This is a genomic window from Pseudomonas sp. H3_E07, from assembly GCF_054668895.1.
Window position 1 is genome coordinate 3565934 of sequence record NZ_CP162795.1, and the last position, 20198, is coordinate 3586131.

Genomic DNA, 20198 nt, shown 5'->3' on the forward strand with positions numbered 1-20198 from the left:
TCACGGCCTGCATAACACTGGCCGTGAGCGCACCATGACCACCGAGGCACCCCGCAAGAGTCGTAAGAACAATCCGGAAAAGACCCGCGAAAACATACTCCAGGAAGCCATCGTCGAGTTTGTCCAGCAGGGCCTTTCCGGCGCTCGGGTGGACGCGATCGCCGAGCGCATCCACACCTCCAAGCGCATGATCTATTACTACTTCGGCAGCAAGGAGCAGCTGTACGTCGAGGTGCTGGAGAAGCTCTACGGCGACATTCGCACGACCGAAACCCGCATGAACCTCACCGCGCTGGAACCCCGTGAGGCGATCCGGCGGCTGGTGGAATTCACCTTTGATCACCACGACCAGAACGTGGATTTCGTGCGCATTGTCAGCATCGAAAATATCCACAATGCCGAGTACGTGAAGCGTTCGGATTCGATCAAGGCGATGAACAGCAACATCCTGGAAGCGCTGGGTGCGACGTTGCGCCGTGGGGCTGAGCTGGGGTTGTTTCGCGAGGGACTGGAGCCGCTGGACGTGCACCTGCTGATCAACTCGTTCAGCTTTTACCGCGTGTCCAACCGCCATACGTTCAGTGAGATCTTTCAGATCGAGCTGTCGGATGAGGCGGTTAAACAGCGGCATCGGGACATGATTTGTGATTCAGTGATGCGTTACTTGCAGGCCTGAGTACGCAGGGCGCAGCGCAGTCCCTGTGGGAGCGGGCTTGCTCGCGAATGCGGTGGGTCAGTCAACTGAATCGTGACTGAAACACCGCATTCGCGAGCAAGCCCGCTCCCACCTTTGGGTTTGGTTTCTTCTGTCAGGTATTCATGCTTTGGAAGTGCGCCAGCATCCGCTGCGCATCCGGCACTTCCCCACTGAATAACTCAAACGCCTTCACCGCCTGAAACACCGCCATGTTGCCGCCATCCAGCGTACGGCAACCCAAGGCACGGGCATCACGCAGCAGTTCGGTTTCCAGTGGGAAATACACGATTTCCGCCACCCACAATTCTGTGCGTAGCAAGGTGGCCGGAACCGGTGTGCCCGGCAACTTGGCCATGCCCATCGGTGTGGTGTTCACCAGGCCATCGGCCTCGGCCATGGCATTTTCCAGTTGGCTGCCCACTTGAGCGCGACCCGTGCCGAAACGCTGCGCGAGGTTATCCACAAGGTCGCGGGCGCGGCTGATGTCCACGTCGAAAATACTCAACTGCTGCACACCTTCGGCCAGCAGCGCATGCGCCACCGCCGCGCCCGCACCGCCGGCGCCCATCTGCACCACGCGCTGGCGTGCCACATCCTTCAAGTTGCGCCGAAAGCCTTCGGCAAACCCCAGGCAGTCGGTGTTGTGACCGATGCGCTTGCCGTCCTTGAACACCACGGTGTTGACCGCGCCAATGCCGCGAGCCTCGTCAGACAGTTCATCGAGCAACGGCAGGATGGCCTGCTTGCACGGGTAGGTAATGTTCAGGCCGGTGAAGTGCATCAACTCGGCCGCGTCCAGCAGGTGGGGCAGGGCGTTGGTGTCCAGGTGCAGCGGCTCAAGGTCTATCAGGCGATACAGGTAGCGCAGGCCCCGGGCATCACCTTCCTGTTCGTGCAGGGCGGGTGTGCGGGAGGCCTGGATGCCGGCGCCGATCAGGCCGGCGAGAATGCGCGGTTTCATCGGGCCGACCCTTTTAACAGCTGGCTGAAGTGTTCAAGTGCCAGGTGGTAGCCATGGCTACCGAAGCCTGCGAGGACGGCCTTGGCGATGGGCGACACAAACGAGTGATGCCGGAACGCTTCGCGGGCATGCACGTTGGACAGATGCACTTCGATCACCGGCACTTCGCTGGCGACCAGCGCGTCACGAATCGCCACCGAGGTGTGGGTCCAGGCGGCCGGGTTGATCACGATACCGGCGCAGCGGGCGCGGGCGCCGTGGATCCAGTCGAGCAGTTCGCCTTCGTGGTTGGTCTGGCGAAATTCGATTTTCAGCCCGAGCTGTTCGGCACTGCGGCCACACAGCGCGGCGACATCGGCCAGGGTTTCATGGCCGTAGGTGGCGGGCTCGCGGGTACCGAGCAGGTTGAGGTTGGGGCCGTTGAGCACCAGCACGATAGGCGGCATTAGGGGGTCTCCACAATTATTGTTCGTTGTGGAGATAAAATGTACTGGATGGTTAATTTGGTCAATCGGTGGCGGTGGATGTGTTCGATTATCGAACTGTTAATCAGGCCTTTCATACGGGCGGATCAGATTAGATATCAATTGAAAATCATTCTCGACAACGCTTAAGATGCCCGCCTGTTTCCTTAACATTCCAGGGAGTCGGTTTGTCGGACGTGGATCTCAAAGGCCTGTTTCTCAAGCATGCCGATACCCTGCGCGGGTATCTGGCGCGCAAGGTACGGGACCCGCAGTTGGCCGCAGACCTGGTACAGGAGAGTTTCCTGCGCCTGGCGGAAAAGCCGGCCGGCGAGCGCATCGACAACTCCCAGGGCTATCTCTATCGGACGGCGAGCAATCTGCTGATCGACCATATTCGTCAGGAAGCGCGGCGCAAGACAGACGCCGTGCCCCATGAGGCGCTGGCCGAGATTGAAGATGAAGTGGCCGGGTTGGAGGCTCAGGCAATGGCGCAGCAACAGCGACAGGCATTGAAGCAGGCACTGGCGGAGTTGCCGGAACGCACCCAGCAGATTTTCCGCCTCAACCGTATCGAAGGCATGACCCACGCCCAGGTCGCCCGGCACTTGGAGATCTCTGACAGCTCCGTACAAAAGCACCTGGCCAAGGCGTTGGCTTACGTGATGCAGCGCTTGCAGGACGGCGAGGTGGCGCCATCCGACGAATGAATTACCGAAAAACGCCAGGTCAGTCGTCACAGCGTTACATAATGAAAAATTCGAGATTCACACGTGAATAGCCAGGGTCCGCAACAGCACAGCATTACCGAGGCGGCCGCCGAGTGGGCGGTGCGCTTGCACGCCGGTGCCCTGACCGACCAGGAACAGGCCGAGCTGCAGCATTGGATCGCCTGCGACAGCCGCCATGAAGCGGCATTGCGCTTTGCCGAACAGACGTGGGCGGCGTTGGGCGACGTGTACAAGGAAGAACCGGTGCACCGTCAACGTCCGTCGGCGGCGCCCCTGCCTGCGCGGCGCTCCAAACGGCGAAGGCCGTGGCAACGTGTGGCGGCCATTGCATTGGTCGTGGTGGTGGCCGGCGTCGGCTGGGTGCGTGGGCCGGACGTGTTGCTGCGTATGCAAGCCGACTACATGACCGAAAAAGGCGAGGTGCGCACCGTCCACCTGGCCGATGGCAGCAAGGTGGAATTGGACTCCGGCAGTGCCATCCGCCTGGACTACGACGGTGTGCAGCGTCGTATCAGCCTGCTCCAGGGCTCGGCGATCTTTGATGTGGCGCCGATGGTGGGCGAGGAAACCCGGCCGTTCGTGGTGCAGAGCGCCGGGGGGCAGACCCGGGCGCTGGGCACGCGGTTTGTGGTGGAACGCGAAGGCGATAGCCAGGCGTGGGTCGGCGTGCTCGAACACAGTGTCGAGGTTTCCCTGCAGGCCATCCCGAAAAAGGGCCCGGCCGACCGGGTGCTCAAGGACGGCCTGGCCGCGCGCTACAACCTCCAGGAAGGCATCGTGCCCCTGGAACAGCTCGATGTAGAACGCGCCACCAGTTGGCGACGCGGTGTGCTGATCTTTGATCGCCAGCCCTTGGCCAAAGTCATCGAGCAACTCAACCGTTACCGCCCCGGACGCGTGGTGCTCACCGATTCGGCACTGGGCGATCGCGAAGTCAGTGGCGTGTTTCGACTCGACATGCTCGACACCGCCCTCGGTACCCTCACCCAGGAACTGCAAGTGCAACGCTTGGACCTGGCAGGCCTCAGCCTGATCTATTGACCCTCCTACAGGTTTATTTGCCTGCAGAAAAAAACTTTCGAAAAAGTCTTACTGACTTCCTGCGCGTCGCACGTCTTGCTAGGTGAGAATCATTCGCATAAACAAAAAACGCTTAGCGCAGGGAACCTCAGAAATGTCAGCACTCAACAAGGGGCGTATCACCGTTAGCCGGTTAGCCCTGGCCATCCACGTGGGGCTGTTCGCTGTAGCGGCCCCGGTGTACGCCGCGCAACCTGCGGTGAAGGCTGCGCAACCTGCCGTGCTGATGCTTGATATCCCTGCGCAGTCCCTGGGCAGCGCCGTACTGGCGTTTGCCGATCAGGCCGGCCTGCAAGTGCTGTTCGACAGCCAGCGGCTCGCAGGTTTGCAGAGTACGACGGTGAACGGTCAGTACAGCGTGCAGGAAGGGTTGGCGCGGTTGCTGGGCAATGCACCGGTGGAGTATCGCTTCAACGGCGAGCGTCAAGTCACCCTGACCCGCGTCGAGCAGAGTGGCGCTGCGCTGGCGTTGGCCACCACCACGATCACCGGCCTGCACCCCAACGACTGGGTGTATTCAACGCCACGTTCGGTGAGTGTGGTCGGGCGCGAGCAACTGGATCGCAACCCACCGCGGCATGCCGCTGAAATGCTGGAGGAGGCGCCGGGCGTCTACTCGGCGGTCAGCCAGCAAGACCCTGGCTTGTCGGTGAATATTCGCGGCATCCAGGACTACGGCCGGGTCAACATGTCAGTGGACGGCATGCGTCAGAACTATCAACAAAGCGGCCACCAGCAACGCAATGGCACGCTGTATGTCGACTCGGAGTTGCTGTCTGAGGTGGTGATAGAGAAGGGCGCCACCTCCACGATGGGCGGCGCTGGGGTGATCGGCGGGGTGGCGAATTTTCGCACCGTGGAAGCTGCCGATCTGCTCAAGGACGGCAAGGAAATCGGCGGACGCATCCGCGTGACCACTGGGCTGGGCGGGCGCAGCAACGGTACGCACTTTATCGGCAGCTCGGCGTTTGCCGTGGGCACCGACGTTTGGGACATGCTGCTGGCCGCCAGTGAGCGTCACCTCGGCGATTACAACCCTGGCACCAAAGGCAGTATCGGCGATCTGCGCACCGGCACGTCCTTCCTGCCGAACAGTCAGGAACGGATCAAGAACACCACCGTCGCCTATTCGGGCTCGGTGATGCGCTCCCGCCTGCTCAAGCTCGGTATCAACTTGCCCGTGGACCAGCGTTTGCAACTGAGCTACCTGACGACCGCAGTCGGCTACGACGACGTGAACATGATGAGCGCCGAAAAAGCCCAGTTATGGGAGAAGCTCGGCAGCAGCGATGTCACGGCGCAGAACGTCGCATTGGACTACAGCTACACGCCGGACAATCCGCTGATCGATTTCAAGGCCAAGCTCTATTACGTCGATACCCGCAACGATCAATCCACGCTGACCCGTGGCAGCAGCAAGGGTTACGAGGTCACGTACCAGACCAACACCTATGGTTTCCAGGCACAGAACATGTCGACCTTTGCCTTGAGTGAACTGTCCGTGATCAAGGCCAACTATGGCCTGGAGTTTTTCTACGACAAGGTCCGCCCGGACTCGAACCAGATGGTCGCCAGCGATTCAGCGGTGACGGCCTCGGCGGCAGAGAGCGTCACGCCCAAAGGTGATCGGGCGATGGGCAGCCTGTTCACGCGCCTGGATTACGACTATGACAATTGGCTGAACCTCAACGCTGGGTTGCGCTACGACCGCTATCGGCTGCGGGGCGAGACGGGCTTGAACACCCGGACGTTTATTATTGGCACTACCCGTCAAGTCGGCTTGCCCATGACTTATGACGTGGATCGGGAAGAGGGGCATTTCTCGCCGACCTTCGGCCTGTCGATCAAGCCAGGCGTGGATTGGTTGCAACTCTTCGCCACCTACGGCAAGGGCTGGCGCCCGCCGGCCGTCACCGAAACCCTGGTGAGCGGCAGGCCCCATGGCGGGGGCTCGGAGTCGATTTTCCCCAACCCGTTTTTGAAGCCGGAGACGTCCACCGCCTGGGAGGTGGGCTTCAATGTGCTGAAGGAAGACCTGTTGTTCGCCGATGATCGCGCGGGCATGAAGGTGTCGTATTTCAACACCCGCGTGGATGACTTCTCCTATATGGCGCTGGGCGTGCAGCCGCCCGGTTATGGCATCGCCAATATCGGCAATGCGGCGTATGTGAACAACCTGGAGACCACGCGTTTTCGCGGCCTCGAGTACCAACTGGATTACGACGCCGGCTTTGCCTATGGCCAGTTCAATTACACGCGGATGCTCGGCAGCAACAGGTTCTGCAGCAAGACCGCGTGGCTGGGGGGTGTCACCAAGATCCAGAAAGGGCCGGGTAGCCGGGCGCCAGTCACGGCGATGGTGCCGGACGACGTGGCCAATGCGGGGCAGGGCTGCAGTGCAATCCTGGGCTCCTCCGAGCACATGCCGATGGACCGTGGCACCGCGACGCTGGGGGCACGCTTCTTCGAGCGAAAACTGGACGTAGGCGTTCGCGCCCGCTACAGCGGCGGTTACTACGTAAAAGGTGGCGTCGGCGTGACCACTTCGCAGACCGGCGTTTATCCGGCCGACTGGAAGCCCTACACGGTCTATGACCTTTACAGCAGCTACCGCGCCACTGACCAGCTGACCCTGCGCCTGGCCATGGAAAACGTCACCGACCGTGCCTATCTGGTGCCGCTGGGCGACGTGTTGGCCTTTACCCTGGGGCGTGGGCGCACGTTGCAGGGCACTGTCGAATATCAATTCTGACCGATTTTGCCCAGTGACGGGCAAAACCACAGCAGGCACTGGCCTGCTGTGGAGTTACCACCCCATGACTTGGAGTTTTGCATGAGCATTTCTATTTCATACAGCACGACCTACGCCGCTAGCACCGTTGCCGAGTACCTGAGCGACTGGTCGGCTTACTTTGGTGACCTGAACCACCGTGAAGGTTCGGTCAAAGAGGGTTCGAACACCGGTGGTTTCAATCCTGGCCCGTTCGACGGCACCCAATACGGTGTGTCGAGCACTGTCAGCAACGCAGCAGTGGTCGCTAACGGTGACCTGCATTACACCTTGTTCAATCCGCCGTCGCACACCTTGTGGGGTTCGATCGACTCCCTGGACCTGGGCACTGTCCTGACGGGCGGCGCTGCCGGCGGTAGCTACGCCCTCGGCGAGCAGGAAGTCAGCTTCGCCAACCTGGGCCTGTCGAGCCTGCAGTCCGAAGGCCGTGACGGCCAGGTACACAAAATCGTGTACGGCCTGATGAGCGGCGACAGCTCGGCACTGGCTTCGGCGATCGACTCCCTGCTCAAGGACATCGATCCAAACCTGTCGATCAACTCGACGTTCGACCAACTGGCTGCCGCCGGTGTGGCCCATGTGGACTCGGCTTCGGTCGCGGCTTCCGACGTGGCGCTCGTGGGCGTGCAAGACGTGCCTCAGGACTTCGCCCTGGCCGCCTGACGCGAAGAAAAAAGCGAATGGAAGATCGCTCTCCCATTCGCCGCATTACACCGCCGTCGCCCAAGCCTTCTACTTCTTCAGCGACGGCGGTGCCGAATTCTGCGCAGCGCCGTTTTACCTGTCAACGCGGCGCTGCCCGCTCAACCCCATGAGAATCCCCAGATGCGCCACGCCGGCAACGAAACCCTGGCCGCCCTCAAGGCCTATAAAAGTGGCTTCTTCAACATCGGCCTGTTCTCGGCGGTGATTAACCTGCTGATGCTCGCGCCGGCGCTGTACATGCTGCAGGTGTACGACCGGGTGCTGGCCTCGGGCAACCAGATGACCCTGTTGATGCTGACGCTGATGATCCTCGGCCTGTTCGGCCTGATGGGCGCGTTGGAATGGGTGCGCAGCCAGGTGGTGATTCGACTCGGTACGCAGATGGACATGCGCTTGAACCAGCGGGTGTACGACGCCGCGTTCGAAGCGCAACTCAAGGGCGGCACCCAGGCGGCGGGCCAGGCGCTGCATGACCTGACCACGCTGCGCCAGTTCGCCACCGGCCAGGCGTTGTTCGCGTTCTTCGATGCGCCGTGGTTTCCGGTGTACCTGCTGGTGATTTTCCTGTTCCATCCCTGGCTGGGTCTGCTGGCCCTGGTCGGGGCGGTGTTGTTGATCGTGCTGGCGTGGGTCAACCATCACGTCAGCCAGGCGCCCATGGCCCTGGCCAGCCAACTGTCCATCAACGCCAGCCAGCAAGCCACGGCCAACCTGCGCAATGCCGACACCATCGAAGCCATGGGCATGCTTGCCACCTTGCGTGCCCGATGGTTCGGTCAGCATCAGGCGTTTTTGGCGCAGCAGAACCTGGCCAGTGAAAAGACGGCGACCGTCACCGCTTGGTCCAAGGGTGTGCGCTTGGCGTTGCAATCCCTGGTACTGGGCCTGGGCGCCTTGCTGGCAGTGCAGGGCGATATCACGCCCGGGATGATGATTGCCGGTTCGATCCTGATGGGCCGTGTGCTGAGCCCTATCGACCAATTGATCGGCGTGTGGAAACAATGGGGCTCGGCACGCCTGGCCTTCGATCGGTTGTCGCAGATGCTGGAGGCTAATCCCGCGCGCCCTGAGCGCATGACGCTGCCGGTGCCCAAAGGCCAACTGAGCGTCGAACAGATCAGCGCCTGTGCCCCTGGCAGCCGTCGGCCGGCGTTGGCTAATCTGGGCTTCAACCTGGCAGCAGGCGAAGTCCTGGGCGTGATCGGGCCGTCTGGCTGCGGCAAGTCCACCCTGGCTCGGATACTGGTGGGCGCCTGGGGCCCCCTGGCCGGCAAGGTGCGGCTGGACGGTGCCGACTTGGCGCTGTGGGACAAACAGCAGTTGGGCCCGCACATCGGTTACCTGCCGCAAGACATCCAGTTGTTCGCCGGCAGCATCGCGCAGAACATCGCGCGCTTTGCTGAAGTCGACGCCGACAAAGTCTTTGCTGCCGCGCAACTGGCCGGCGTACATGAGCTGATCCTGCAACTGCCCCAGGGCTACGACACGCACTTGGGGGAGGGCGGCGCCGGGCTGTCCGGCGGCCAGAAACAACGCGTCGCCCTGGCCCGTGCGCTGTACGGCTTGCCTGCGCTGATCGTGCTGGATGAGCCCAATGCCAATCTTGATGAAGTTGGTGAACACGCCCTGCTCCGGGCCATCGCCCAGCTCAAGCAGCAGCGTCGTACGATCATCCTGATCACCCACAAACCCAACGTGCTAAGCCTGACGGACCAGCTGCTGATCCTCAAGGACGGCCAGATGCAAGCCTTCGGGCCGACGGCGCGCGTGCTGGAGGCACGGCAGAAACCGGCAGCGGCCAAGCGGGTATCGACCATGAGCATGAGCTACCGCCTCGGTGAAGGAAAACAGGCATGAACCAGAGCAAACCCGTGTTGGTCAGCGAAGCGCCTAACAACGTCCTGGCGCTGGATGACAAACAGTACTCACGCCTGGGCTGGTTGTTGGTGCTCGGTGGTTTTGCCGGGTTCCTTGGTTGGGCCGCGCTGGCGCCGTTGGACAAGGGCGTGGCGGTGCCGGGTAAGGTCATGGTCTCGGGTCATCGCAAGACCGTGCAGCATCCTGCCGGTGGCATCGTCGAGCGTATCGACGTGCGCGACGGTGACGTGGTCAGCGCCGGCCAGGTGTTACTGCGCTTGAAGGAAACCCCGTTGCGCGCGCAGATGCAGTCCCTGCGCAGCCAGTACCTGGCGTCCCTGGCCAGCGAAGCGCGCTTGAGTGCGGAAAGTGAAGGGTTGTCGGCGATCCGTTTCGGCCCTGAGTTGCTCAACGACCCGGAGGCAGCGGGCACGCTGAGCCTGCAACGGCAGCTGTTCAATAGCCGCGCCCAGGCATTGGCCACCGAGCAACAAGGCCTGCGCGAAACCATCGCCGGGGCCGAGGCGCAACTGCGGGGCACGCGGGATTCGCAAGCGAGCAAAGTCCAGCAACGCGCCGCGTTGAATGAGCAGTTGCAGGGCCTGCGCGAGCTGGCGCGTGAGGGCTACATCCCACGCAATCGCCTGCTCGACAGCGAACGGTTGTACTCACAAATAGACGGCGCCATCGCCGAGGACTACGGCCGCATCGGCCAACTGCAACGCCAGGTGATGGAACTGCGTCTGCGCATCCGACAGCTCGGCGAAGACTTTCAGAAGGACCTGCGTGGCCAGTTGGCCGAGACCCGCACCCGCAGCGACGACCTGCGTAATCGCCTGGCGTCGGCCGAGTTCGAACTGGCTAACAGCCTGGTGCGCGCCCCCGCATCTGGCGTGGTGGTGGGATTGGATGTGTACACCGAAGGCGGCGTGATCAAGCCCGGCCAGGCGTTGATGGACATCGTGCCCCAGGGCGAACCCTTGCTGGTGGAGGCGCGGGTGCCGGTGCAGATGGTCGACAAGGTGCATCCCGGCCTGCCGGTGGAACTGATGTTTTCGGCGTTCAACCAATCCACCACACCACGGGTGGCCGGCGAGGTGACGTTGGTGTCGGCGGACCGCCAGGTCGATGAACGCTCCGACGAGCCGTATTACACGCTGCGTGCCCAAGTCAGCGCGGCCGGCATGCAGCAACTGGACGGTGTGCAGATCCGTCCGGGCATGCCAGTGGAAACCTTCGTCAAGACTGGCGAGCGCTCGATGCTCAACTACCTGTTTAAACCTTTGATGGATCGCACCCATATGGCCCTGGTGGAAGAATGAAGGCGCTGTTGTTTACCGTGTGTTTTGGTTGTTCCTCGGCGGTGCAGGCCTTGGGTTTGCTGGATGCCTACGACTTGGCCCTACGCAATGATCCGACATTTCAGGCCGCTATCCAGGAGCGTGAAGGCGGTGAAGAAAACCGCGCGATCGGCCGTGCGGCGTTACTACCGAATTTGTCGTGGAGCTATAACAACTCGCGCAACGCATCCGAAGTGACGGCGGGTGATGTGACCAGTGAGCGTGATTACCGCAGCTATGCGTCGACCCTGACCTTGCAGCAACCGCTGCTGGATTACGAAGCCTACGCGCGTTTTCGCCAGGGCACCGCCCAGGCGCTCATGGCCGACGAGCGCTTTCGCGGCAAGAGCCAGGAGCTGGCGGTGCGGGTGCTCAACGCTTACAGCCAGGCGTTGCTGGCCCAGGAACGCATCGAGCTGAGCCGCGCTCAGAAGCGCGCGTATGCCGAGCGCTTGCAACTCAATGATCGCCTCTTAAAAGGTGGTGAAGGCACACGCACCGATGTGCTGGAAACCCAGGCGCGCTTGAGCTTGGCCCTGGCTGAAGAACTCGAATCCCAGGACGCTCAGGACAGCGCATTGCGTGAGCTGGAAGCCATCATTGGCCAACCGCTGCAGATCGAAGAGCTGGCGCCGCTGACGCGTCAATTCGAGATACCGCCCTTGGAGCCCAATCGTTTCGAAACCTGGCGCGAGATGGCCATGGCCAACAACCCGGAACTTAAATCCCAGCACCATGCCCTGGATGTGGCGTCCTATGAAGTGGAGCGCAAACGCGCTGGACACCTGCCCAAGGTCAGCCTGTATGCCACCAGCCGCCAGACCAACTCCGACTCGGAAAGCAGCTACAACCAGAAGTACGACACCAATACCGTCGGCATTCAGGTCAGCCTGCCGCTGTTTGCCGGCGGCGGCGTATCGGCGTCCACCCGCCAGGCGGCGAACCAGCTGTCCCAGGCCCAATACGAGCTTGACGCGCAAACCTCGGCCACCCTGGTGGAGTTGCGCAAACAGTTCAACCTCAACACCAGCGGCGCGGCGAAAGTGCGTGCCTATGAGATGGCGGTCAGCTCCGCCACAGCGTTGGTCGCTGCGACGAAAAAGAGTGTGGCCGGCGGTGAACGAGTCAACCTCGACGTGCTCGACGCCGAGCAACAACTCTTCACCGCCCGTCGCGATTTGGCGAACGCGCGGCATGCCTATTTGTTGGCGAGGATTCAGTTGAAGTATTACGCGGGGTTGCTGAGCGAGCAGGACTTGCGGGCATTGGCGGGGTATTTCCAGCCCTCGGCGTAAGTGGTTATAACCCGGCATTCGCCGGGCTTTAGCCGCCGCCCGCGCCAATGGCAAGAAGGGCGGACGGCCGAGCAAGAAGGCACCGGAGGCGTTTGAGTTACCGCCGAGTCAATAACACCCCGGACTCCATATGGTGCGTCCACGGGAACTGGTCAAACATCGCGCATTGGGTAATCTTGTGCGTGTCATGCAGTTGCGCAATGTTCGCCGCCAGCGTCTCCGGGTTGCAGGAGATGTACAGGATGTTATCGAAGCGCCGGGTCAGCTCGCAGGTGTCCGGGTCCATACCTGCGCGAGGCGGGTCGACGAAGACGCTGCCGAATTCGTAGCTTTTCAGGTCGATGCCGTGCAAGCGGCGGAACGGGCGCACTTCATTCAGTGCCTCGGTGAGTTCTTCGGCGGAGAGGCGCACCAGGGTGACGTTATCCACCGCGTTTTCATCGAGGTTGCTCAGGGCCGCATTCACCGAGGTCTTGCTGATTTCGGTGGCCAGCACTTTGCGTACACGCGTAGCCAGGGGCAGGGTGAAGTTGCCGTTGCCGCAATACAGCTCCAGCAAGTCATCCGGACGATCACCCAAGGCTTCATAGGCCCAGTTGAGCATCTTCTGGTTCACCGTGCCGTTGGGCTGAGTGAAGGCGCCTTCGGGTTGGCGGTAGCTGAACGTGCGGCCGCCGACGTCGAGTTTCTCCACCACGTAGTCGTGGCCGATCACATCGCGCTTGCCCTTGGAGCGGCCGATGATGCTGACATTCAAGTCGGCCGCCAGTTGGCGTGCGGCGGTGTGCCAGTGCTCATCCAGCGGGCGGTGATAACACAGGGTGATCATCGCGTCGCCGGCCAGGGTGGTCAGGAACTCCACCTGGAACAGCTTGTGGCTCAGGGCGGCGCTGGCTTGCCAGGCGGCCTTGAGTTGCGGCATCAACTGGTTGATGCGTGTGCTTGCGATGGGGAACGCTTCGATCAGGATCGGCGTGCGCTTGTCGTCCTGGGAGAACATCGCGTAGTGGCGCTCACCGCCCTCGCGCCACAGGCGGAACTCGGCGCGCAGGCGGAAGTTCTGCAGCGGCGAGTCGAAGACCTGCGGTTCTGGCGCGTCGAACGGAGCCAGCAGGTCACGTAAGCGCGTGACCTTGTCTTGCAGTTGAGCGGTGTAGCGTGCGGCGTCAAAAGTCATGCGTTGAACCAGCCCAGCTTGATCACAAACAGAATCGACAGAATCACCAGCGCGGGGTTCAGCTCACGGTAGCGGCCCGAAAGCAGCTTGATGGCGGTCCAGGCGATGAAACCGAAGGCGATGCCGTTGGCAATGGAGTAGGTGAAAGGCATCGCCAGGGCGGTGATGACCACCGGCGCTGCAACTGTGATGTCGTCCCAGTCGATTTCGGCCAGGCCCTGGGTCATCAGCACCGCCACAAACAGCAGTGCCGGCGCAGTGGCGAAGGCCGGTACGCTGGCGGCCAGTGGCGAGAAGAACAACGCCAGCAGGAACAAAATCGCGACCACGATGGCGGTCAAACCGGTACGGCCACCGGCGCTCACGCCAGCCGCTGATTCAATGTAGCTGGTGGTGGTCGATGTGCCCAGCAGCGAGCCGGCCATGGCGGCAGTACTGTCGGCAATCAACGCACGACCCATTTTCGGCATGTGGCCGTCCTTGCCCATCAGGCCGGCACGCTTGGCCACGCCGATCAGGGTGCCGGAGTTGTCGAACAGGTCGACGAACAGGAAGGCGAAGATCACGCTGACCAGGCCGATATCCAGCGCGCCTTTGATGTCCAGCTGCAGAAAGGTCGGAGCCAGGGACGGTGGCATCGAGGTCACGCCGCCGAAGGCGGTGACGCCAAGCAGGATCGACACGATGGTCACCGCCAGGATACCGATCAGCACCGCGCCGCGCACGGCCAGGGCTTCCAGTGCAACGATCAGCACGAAACCGAGGGTGGCGAGGATCGGCGCGGGTTGTTTCAAGTCGCCCATGCCGACCATGGTGGCCGGGTTGCTGACCACGATGCCGGCGTTATGCAGGGCGATCAACGCCAGGAACAGACCGATACCGGCGGCAATCGCCGAGCGCAGCGGCAGGGGGATGGCGTTGATGATCCATTCACGAATACGGAAGATCGACAGCAGAAAGAACAGCACCGCCGAGATAAACACCGCACCCAGCGCAACCTGCCAGGTATGGCCCATGTGCAGGACGACGGTGTAGGTAAAGAAGGCGTTGAGGCCCATGCCCGGCGCGAGGGCGATCGGGTAGTTGGCGATCAGGCCCATCACGGTCGAACCGATGGCCGCCGCCAGGCAGGTCGCGACAAACACCGCGCCCTTGTCCATGCCGGTCTCGCCGAGGATGCTCGGGTTCACGAACAGGATGTAGGCCATGGCCAGGAATGTCGTGATGCCCGCGAGAATCTCGGTGCGCACGTTGGTGTTGTGTGCCTTGAGTTGAAACAGCTTTTCCAGCATGCCTGCTCCCTGTGACGCTCTGTGGCGTCGTGATTTGTTGACCTCTAAGTCAAAGCACAAACTGCGCCAAGCGCCTGTGGTTTCAGAGAGGATCGGAAAAAGCGGCGCATCATACCAGCAGCCGAGGCCTTGAGGCATACTGCGCCGACGTTTAAACGAAGGTCACTTGCAGCATGAAAATCGCCAGCCCGTGGAGTCTAGCCCTGATCCCCTGTCTCAGCCTGTTGCTCGGCGCAGCACCGGCGTGGGGCGCGGCTGCACCGCCCTTGAGCGAGGTGCGCGTGTTCAAGGTCGAATCGGCGGCTTGCACCGAAACCATTCCCGAGCGCGCGCAGAGTACGCAGATGTGCACGCACCGCGGTCCCACCAAGGTTTCTGTGATGGAAGTCGGCTTGGGCAATAACCCCATGGGCCGCTTCGATGGTGCCGAATTGAATGGGCAGCGCACGCCGGTCTGCCAGGTCGGCAACATCAGCGAAGTGTGCAACGGCGCAGGCACGCTGATGGGCTACATCTATGTGTTTGACCTGAATGTCGAGGCCCAGGGCTGGTTCCAGTACAGCAATTCCTCGATCAACCCCCCGCAAAACACCCTGACCACGCAACTCAATATCCGCTGATCAATCAGCTTGAACGCTCAATACCCCGGGAAGTCGTACCCCTGAGACGGCGATTTTCCTGAACGCCGCGGATGTAGACCAACCCGTGAGGTGTTTATGAGCGCGACCCCTAATGGCGCGGCGGCCCAACCGTTCGTCAGCCACTCCATACGCCTGAGCCTCAACGGCCAGGAACGCCAGCTGGATGTGTTGCCCTGGACCACGCTGCTCGACCTGTTGCGCGAGCAACTCGATCTGGTCGGCAGTAAAAAAGGCTGCGACCACGGCCAATGCGGTGCCTGCACAGTGTTGCGCGACGGCAAGCGAATCAATGCCTGCCTGACCCTGGCGGTGATGTGCGATGGCGCCGAGCTGACCACCATCGAAGGTCTGGCCAACGGCGACCAGTTGCACCCGATGCAGCAGGCGTTCATCAAGCACGACGCCTTCCAGTGCGGTTACTGCACCCCCGGCCAGATCTGTTCCGCCGTGGGCCTGGCCAATGAAGGCCGTGCCCACGACACCGCGCAAATCCAAGAACTGATGAGCGGCAACCTGTGCCGCTGCGGTGCCTACAACAATATTCGCGATGCCATCGTGGACGTTGTGGGAGGTGAGCAGTGAACCCCTTCCATTACAGCAAACCCGTCGATGTACAGGAGGCCGTGCACCTGAGCACGGGCGCCTCGCGCTTTATCGCCGGTGGCACCAACCTGCTGGACCTGATGAAAGAAAACATCAGCCGCCCCGAGCACCTCATCGATATCACCGGCCTGCCGTTGCGTGACATTCAGGAGACGAGCGACGGAGGGCTGTTGATCGGCGCCCTGGTGAGCAATGCCGACCTGGCCTGGCACCCGCTGATCGAACAGCGCTACCCACTGCTGTCGCAGGCCATCCTTGCCGGCGCCTCGCCGCAATTGCGCAACATGGCCAGTACCGGCGGCAACCTGTTGCAGCGCACCCGTTGCTACTACTTCTATGACGCCACCGTGCCCTGCAACAAGCGCGAGCCTGGCACCGGCTGCCCGGCGCGAACGGGCTTGAACCGCATCCACGCGATCCTCGGCGCCAGTGAGCAGTGCGTCGCCACCCATCCTTCCGATATGTGCGTCGCCTTGGCGGCGCTGGAGGCGCGGGTGCATGTCGAAGGGCGCGGCGGTGCGCGGATCATCGAGTTTGCCGATTTCCATCGCCTGCCCGGTGATACGCCGCAACGGGACAACCAGCTGGCCGACGATGAGCTGATCACCGCCATCGAGCTGCCCGCCGACAACCTGGCGCGCCATAGCAACTATTTGAAAATCCGCGACCGCGCATCTTATGCCTTTGCCCTGGTGTCGGTTGCCGCAGCGCTTGAACTGGACGGTGACACTATCGTCGATGCGCGTCTGGCCCTTGGCGGCGTGGCCCACAAGCCCTGGCGTGATCGCGCCGTGGAAGCCGCGCTGATCGGCCAGGTCGTCAGCCGCGAAACCTTCAGCCACGCCGCCGACGCTCTGCTGCAAGACGCAGAACCGCTGGAACACAACGGCTTCAAGATCAAGCTGGCACGCCGGGGGATTATTCGCGCCCTGAGTGACGCTGCTGTCGCAGGAGAACGCCCATGACCGCTATCGGCAAACCCTTGGACCGGGTTGACGGTCTGTTCAAGGTCACTGGCCAGGCGCGCTACGCCGGTGAGTTTCCCGAGGACGGCTTGCTGCATGGCAGCGTGGTGTCCAGTACCGTCGCCAAGGGCCGTGTGCTGCGCATCGATGCTTCCAAAGCGCTGGCCCTGCCGGGCGTGGTGGACGTGATCCATCACCTCAATCGCCCCAAAATCGCCAGCTACGACGATGCTTTCCAGGACGCCGACGCCGCCGACGGCTCGCCGTTTCGGCCGCTCTACAACGACCGCGTGCTGTACAGCGGCCAGCCCCTGGCCCTGGTTATCGCCGACAACCTTGAGCTGGCGCGGCATGCCGGTTCATTGGTGCAGGTCGAGTACGAGACCGAAGCCTTCGAAACCGACTTGCTGGCCATGCAGGACCAGGCCCACGCCTCGCCGCAGACCCCGCCCACGCCGCGTGGCAACTTCCAGGCCGAATGGACCGGCGCCGCCGTCAGCCTGGACGTGCACTACAGCACGCCTATCGAACACCATAATCCGATGGAGCCCCACGCCAGCACCGTGCTGTATCAGCCGGACGGCACCCTGCATATCCATGACAAGACCCAAGGCCCGCAGAACTGCCAGGCCTATGTGCAAGAAGTCTTCGGCCTGGATAAAAGCCAGGTGCGTATCTTCGCCGCGTTTGTCGGCGGTGCGTTTGGTTCCGGCCTGCGTCCGCAGTACCAATTGCCGCTTGCAGTGATGGCCTCTTTGGCACTCAAGCGTTCGGTGCGGGTCACGCTGACGCGTCAGCAGATGTTCACGTTCGGTTACCGCCCGCGCACCTTGCAGCGCCTGCAACTGGGCGCCGCCGCCAATGGGCGCCTGCTGGCGCTGGGGCACACCGCAATCGGCCAGACCTCGCGCTTCGAAGACTTCAGCGAACACGTCGTGGAATGGAGCGGCATGCTCTACCACTGCGACAACGTGCAACTGACCTACAAACTGGTGCCCCTGGACGTGTTCACGCCGCTGGACATGCGCGCACCTGGCGCCGCCCTCGGCGTGATCGGCCTGGAATGCGCCATGGATGAACTGGCCAGCGCCTTAGGGTTGGACCCGGTGCAACTGCGGCTGATCAATTACGCCGAGCGTAACCAGAACGAAGACAAACCCTGGTCCAGCAAAGCCCTGCGCGAATGTTACAGCGAAGGCGCCGAGCGTTTTGGCTGGAACCAGCGCAACCCGGAGCCGCGCAGCATGCGCGACGGTCGCCAGTTGATCGGCTGGGGCATGGCCGGCGGGGTATGGGAAGCCATGCAGATGAAGGCCAGTGCCAAGGCGCGAATCGACGTGCAGGGCAAGCTGACCGTCAGCAGCGCCACCACTGATATCGGCACCGGGACTTACACGGTGATGACCCAGATCGCGGCGCAGGCCAGCGGTGTGGCGGTCGAAGACGTGACGTTTGTGTTGGGGGATTCATCATTGCCCACCGCGCCGTTGCAGGGCGGGTCGTTTACCGTGTCCTCCGTCGGCACCGCTGTGCAGCAAGCCTGCGAAGCGTTGACCGGCAAACTGTTGAGCATTGCCCGGCAGACGTATCCGGTGTTCAAGGATGCCGAGTCCGTGCGCTTCGAAGATGGCCATCTGCATACCGGCGACGTGAGTGTGTCGCTGGCACAGTTGGTCAAGGACAGCGGCGAAGACGCGCTGCAAGTGCAGGTCGACAGTGAGCCCGACAAGAAACGCGAGGGCTACAGCACCGCCACCCACTCGGCGGTCTTCGTCGAGGTGCAGGTGGATGAAGACCTGGGCACCATCAAGGTGCGTCGGGTGGTCAGCGCGATTGCTGCCGGGCGGGTGGTCAACCCCAAGATGGCCCGCAGCCAGATCCTGGGGGGTGTGGTGTGGGGCATTGGCATGGCGCTGCATGAAGAAACCCAGATCGACCATCAGCTGGGGCGCTACATGAACCACAGTCTGGCGGAGTACCACATTCCGGTAAACGCCGATATCGGCGACATTGACGTGGTGTTTGTCGAAGAGCACGACGAGATCGTCAATGCCCTGGGGTCCAAGGGCGTCGGGGAAATCGGTATCGTCGGCGTGGCGGCGGCGGTGGCCAATGCGATTTATCACGCCACCGGCAAGCGGGTGCGGGAGTTCCCCATTACCCTGGACAAGGTGCTCTAGCCCCAATCTTCCACCCACCGAAGATCCAAAATGTGGGAGCGGGCTTGCTCGCGAATGCGGCGGGACAGTCACCTGATGGGCTGGCTGATTCACCGCATTCGCGAGCAAGCCCGCGCCCACACTTAGTGCATTCCAGCATCAGGGTAGGTGGCGGGGCTTAAACCTTGGCGTCTTCCACTGGCACATGCATCCGATCCCGGTTGGCCAACGTCGGGAACAACTTGATCCAGACCCCGGTCACGACCAGCGTACCGATCCCGCCCATGACCACGGCGGGCACGGTGCCGAACCAGTGGGCGGTAATGCCGGACTCAAACTCGCCCAACTGATTGGACGCACCGATAAACAGGCCGTTGACGGCACTGACCCGCCCGCGCATTTCATCCGGCGTTTCCAACTGCACGAAGGAGGCGCGGATCACCATGCTGATCATGTCCGCCGCGCCCAGCACCACCAGCACCGCCAGGGAGAACCAGAACGAGGTGGACAGCCCGAACGCAATGGTCGCCACACCGAACACGCCGACGGCGGTAAACATCACACGACCCACGTGGCGGTCCACCGAAAACCGCGCCAGCCACAGTGACATCAACAACGCCCCCACTGCCGGCGCCGAACGCAGCAGGCCCAGGCCCCAGGCGCCCGTCAGCAGGATGTCTTTGGCGAACACCGGCAGCAACGCGGTGGCACCCCCCAGCAGCACGGCGAACAGGTCGAGGGAGATGGCACCGAGAATGTCCGGGCGGCTGCGAATGAAGCGGATGCCGGCGAGCAGAGAATCCAGGGTGGCCTTGCCTTTGTTGAGTGGCGTCTGGCGCGCGGGCAGGTTGAGGGTCAGCACGCAGGCGATAAGGTACAGCGCCACCGTTGGACCATAGACCCAGACGCTGCCAAACGCGTAAAGCAAACCGCCGAGGGCTGGGGCGACGATGGTTGCCAACTGCTGGGCCGACTGCGACGAGGCCACGGCTCGCGGAAACAAGGTGCTGGGGACGATGCTCGGCAGCATCGCCTGAGTGGTCGGCATTTCAAACGAACGTGCGGCGCCAAGCAGGAAGGCGAGGATAAAAATCATCTCGCGGGTCACGTTGCCGGTCAGCCCGCCGATGGCCAGGCTCAGGGCAATCAGCGCCTGCACGGTCTGGCAGATGGCAGCGACCTTGCGCCGTTCATAACGATCGGCCACATGCCCGGTGTGCAACATGAAGAGTACGCGCGGCACAAACTCCACCAGGCCGACCAACCCCAGGTCCAGCACATTGCCGGTCAGTTGGTAGAGGTTCCAGCCGATGGCCACGGTGAGCATCTGGAAACCGCTGGCGGTAAAGATGCGCGCCAGCCAGAAGGCAATGAAAGGGCGGTGATGACGCAACAGCAACGCGGGTTCACTAGGCATCGGGAGTTCAGGTCAGAGCCGGA

The 20198-nt window shown here is 62.3% G+C and carries 17 protein-coding genes; 12 read left to right on the plus strand and 5 right to left on the minus strand.

The window, feature by feature from the left end:
• Nucleotides 1–34 precede the first annotated feature (34 nt).
• On the plus strand, nt 35–676 hold the full coding sequence (locus AB4O08_RS16360; RefSeq protein ID WP_010206720.1) for a TetR/AcrR family transcriptional regulator: 642 nt from the start codon (nt 35–37) through the stop codon (nt 674–676).
• 133 nt (nt 677–809) lie between these two features.
• On the opposite strand, the gene AB4O08_RS16365 is transcribed toward AB4O08_RS16360, so the two are convergent.
• Both AB4O08_RS16365 and aroQ read right to left on the minus strand, forming a co-directional pair.
• Nucleotides 810–1658 (minus strand): shikimate dehydrogenase, encoded by an 849-nt coding sequence (locus AB4O08_RS16365; protein ID WP_010206718.1) that lies wholly within the window; start codon nt 1656–1658, stop codon nt 810–812.
• A complete protein-coding gene (aroQ, locus tag AB4O08_RS16370; RefSeq protein ID WP_010206717.1) occupies nt 1655–2104 on the minus strand; it encodes a type II 3-dehydroquinate dehydratase in 450 nt (149 codons plus the stop codon). The genes AB4O08_RS16365 and aroQ overlap by 4 nt, the downstream gene beginning before the upstream one ends.
• A 206-nt stretch (nt 2105–2310) precedes the next feature.
• On the opposite strand from aroQ, the gene AB4O08_RS16375 reads away from it, so the two are divergent.
• The 7 genes from AB4O08_RS16375 (at nt 2311) to AB4O08_RS16405 (ending at nt 11921) form a co-directional block, all read left to right on the plus strand.
• Nucleotides 2311–2832 (plus strand): RNA polymerase sigma factor, encoded by a 522-nt coding sequence (locus AB4O08_RS16375; RefSeq protein ID WP_045791604.1) that lies wholly within the window; start codon nt 2311–2313, stop codon nt 2830–2832.
• Between the two features lie 63 nt (nt 2833–2895).
• Nucleotides 2896–3894, plus strand: coding sequence for a FecR family protein (locus AB4O08_RS16380; protein ID WP_305469552.1), 999 nt, complete (start codon nt 2896–2898; stop codon nt 3892–3894).
• Nucleotides 3895–4027: 133 nt separating this feature from the next.
• Nucleotides 4028–6685, plus strand: coding sequence for a TonB-dependent receptor (locus AB4O08_RS16385; protein ID WP_460114223.1), 2658 nt, complete (start codon nt 4028–4030; stop codon nt 6683–6685).
• Between the two features lie 81 nt (nt 6686–6766).
• The gene (locus AB4O08_RS16390; RefSeq protein ID WP_021492947.1) at nt 6767–7387 is read left to right on the plus strand and encodes a heme acquisition protein HasA; all 621 of its coding nucleotides are present in this window, start codon (nt 6767–6769) and stop codon (nt 7385–7387) included.
• Nucleotides 7388–7549: 162 nt separating this feature from the next.
• Complete coding sequence (locus AB4O08_RS16395; RefSeq protein ID WP_305469550.1) at nt 7550–9286, plus strand: type I secretion system permease/ATPase; 1737 nt, start codon at nt 7550–7552, stop codon at nt 9284–9286.
• Nucleotides 9283–10608, plus strand: coding sequence for an HlyD family type I secretion periplasmic adaptor subunit (locus AB4O08_RS16400; RefSeq protein ID WP_042570857.1), 1326 nt, complete (start codon nt 9283–9285; stop codon nt 10606–10608). The genes AB4O08_RS16395 and AB4O08_RS16400 overlap by 4 nt, the downstream gene beginning before the upstream one ends.
• Nucleotides 10605–11921 (plus strand): TolC family outer membrane protein, encoded by a 1317-nt coding sequence (locus AB4O08_RS16405; RefSeq protein ID WP_021492944.1) that lies wholly within the window; start codon nt 10605–10607, stop codon nt 11919–11921. Before AB4O08_RS16400 ends, AB4O08_RS16405 begins: the two co-directional genes overlap by 4 nt.
• Before the next feature lie 97 nt (nt 11922–12018).
• On the opposite strand, the gene trmA is transcribed toward AB4O08_RS16405, so the two are convergent.
• Both trmA and AB4O08_RS16415 read right to left on the minus strand, forming a co-directional pair.
• A complete protein-coding gene (gene trmA / locus AB4O08_RS16410; RefSeq protein ID WP_010206703.1) occupies nt 12019–13098 on the minus strand; it encodes a tRNA (uridine(54)-C5)-methyltransferase TrmA in 1080 nt (359 codons plus the stop codon).
• Nucleotides 13095–14390 carry an NCS2 family permease gene (locus AB4O08_RS16415; RefSeq protein WP_021492943.1) on the minus strand — a complete coding sequence of 432 codons (1296 nt, stop codon included), beginning with the start codon at nt 14388–14390 and terminating at the stop codon, nt 13095–13097. The genes trmA and AB4O08_RS16415 overlap by 4 nt, the downstream gene beginning before the upstream one ends.
• 173 nt (nt 14391–14563) lie before the next feature.
• On the opposite strand from AB4O08_RS16415, the gene AB4O08_RS16420 reads away from it, so the two are divergent.
• The 4 genes from AB4O08_RS16420 to AB4O08_RS16435 all read left to right on the plus strand — a co-directional run bounded on the left by AB4O08_RS16420 (nt 14564) and on the right by AB4O08_RS16435 (nt 18779).
• Nucleotides 14564–15010, plus strand: a complete 447-nt coding sequence (locus tag AB4O08_RS16420) for a DUF4879 domain-containing protein (protein ID WP_010206701.1) — start codon at nt 14564–14566, stop codon at nt 15008–15010.
• A 96-nt stretch (nt 15011–15106) separates the two neighbouring features.
• Nucleotides 15107–15613 carry a (2Fe-2S)-binding protein gene (locus tag AB4O08_RS16425; protein ID WP_010206699.1) on the plus strand — a complete coding sequence of 169 codons (507 nt, stop codon included), beginning with the start codon at nt 15107–15109 and terminating at the stop codon, nt 15611–15613.
• Entirely contained in the window at nt 15610–16599 is a 990-nt protein-coding gene (locus AB4O08_RS16430) for an FAD binding domain-containing protein (RefSeq protein ID WP_010206697.1), read from the plus strand. The genes AB4O08_RS16425 and AB4O08_RS16430 overlap by 4 nt, the downstream gene beginning before the upstream one ends.
• A complete protein-coding gene (locus AB4O08_RS16435; protein WP_010206695.1) occupies nt 16596–18779 on the plus strand; it encodes a xanthine dehydrogenase family protein molybdopterin-binding subunit in 2184 nt (727 codons plus the stop codon). Before AB4O08_RS16430 ends, AB4O08_RS16435 begins: the two co-directional genes overlap by 4 nt.
• Nucleotides 18780–18936: 157 nt before the next feature.
• Here the strand turns inward: AB4O08_RS16435 and AB4O08_RS16440 are convergent, their stop codons facing one another.
• On the minus strand, nt 18937–20175 hold the full coding sequence (locus AB4O08_RS16440; protein WP_021492938.1) for an MFS transporter: 1239 nt from the start codon (nt 20173–20175) through the stop codon (nt 18937–18939).
• Between the last annotated feature and the right edge of the window lie 23 nt (nt 20176–20198).

Bases quoted from the DNA above. Each gene is read 5' to 3' on its own strand.
- AB4O08_RS16360 (WP_010206720.1), top strand. From the start codon at position 35: ATGACCACCGAGGCACCCCGCAAGAGTCGTAAGAACAATCCGGAAAAG.
- AB4O08_RS16365 (WP_010206718.1), bottom strand. From the start codon at position 1,658: ATGAAACCGCGCATTCTCGCCGGCCTGATCGGCGCCGGCATCCAGGCC.
- aroQ (WP_010206717.1), bottom strand. From the start codon at position 2,104: ATGCCGCCTATCGTGCTGGTGCTCAACGGCCCCAACCTCAACCTGCTC.
- AB4O08_RS16385 (WP_460114223.1), top strand. From the start codon at position 4,028: ATGTCAGCACTCAACAAGGGGCGTATCACCGTTAGCCGGTTAGCCCTG.
- AB4O08_RS16390 (WP_021492947.1), top strand. From the start codon at position 6,767: ATGAGCATTTCTATTTCATACAGCACGACCTACGCCGCTAGCACCGTT.
- AB4O08_RS16395 (WP_305469550.1), top strand. From the start codon at position 7,550: ATGCGCCACGCCGGCAACGAAACCCTGGCCGCCCTCAAGGCCTATAAA.
- AB4O08_RS16400 (WP_042570857.1), top strand. From the start codon at position 9,283: ATGAACCAGAGCAAACCCGTGTTGGTCAGCGAAGCGCCTAACAACGTC.
- AB4O08_RS16405 (WP_021492944.1), top strand. From the start codon at position 10,605: ATGAAGGCGCTGTTGTTTACCGTGTGTTTTGGTTGTTCCTCGGCGGTG.
- trmA (WP_010206703.1), bottom strand. From the start codon at position 13,098: ATGACTTTTGACGCCGCACGCTACACCGCTCAACTGCAAGACAAGGTC.
- AB4O08_RS16415 (WP_021492943.1), bottom strand. From the start codon at position 14,390: ATGCTGGAAAAGCTGTTTCAACTCAAGGCACACAACACCAACGTGCGC.
- AB4O08_RS16420 (WP_010206701.1), top strand. From the start codon at position 14,564: ATGAAAATCGCCAGCCCGTGGAGTCTAGCCCTGATCCCCTGTCTCAGC.
- AB4O08_RS16425 (WP_010206699.1), top strand. From the start codon at position 15,107: ATGAGCGCGACCCCTAATGGCGCGGCGGCCCAACCGTTCGTCAGCCAC.
- AB4O08_RS16435 (WP_010206695.1), top strand. From the start codon at position 16,596: ATGACCGCTATCGGCAAACCCTTGGACCGGGTTGACGGTCTGTTCAAG.
- AB4O08_RS16440 (WP_021492938.1), bottom strand. From the start codon at position 20,175: ATGCCTAGTGAACCCGCGTTGCTGTTGCGTCATCACCGCCCTTTCATT.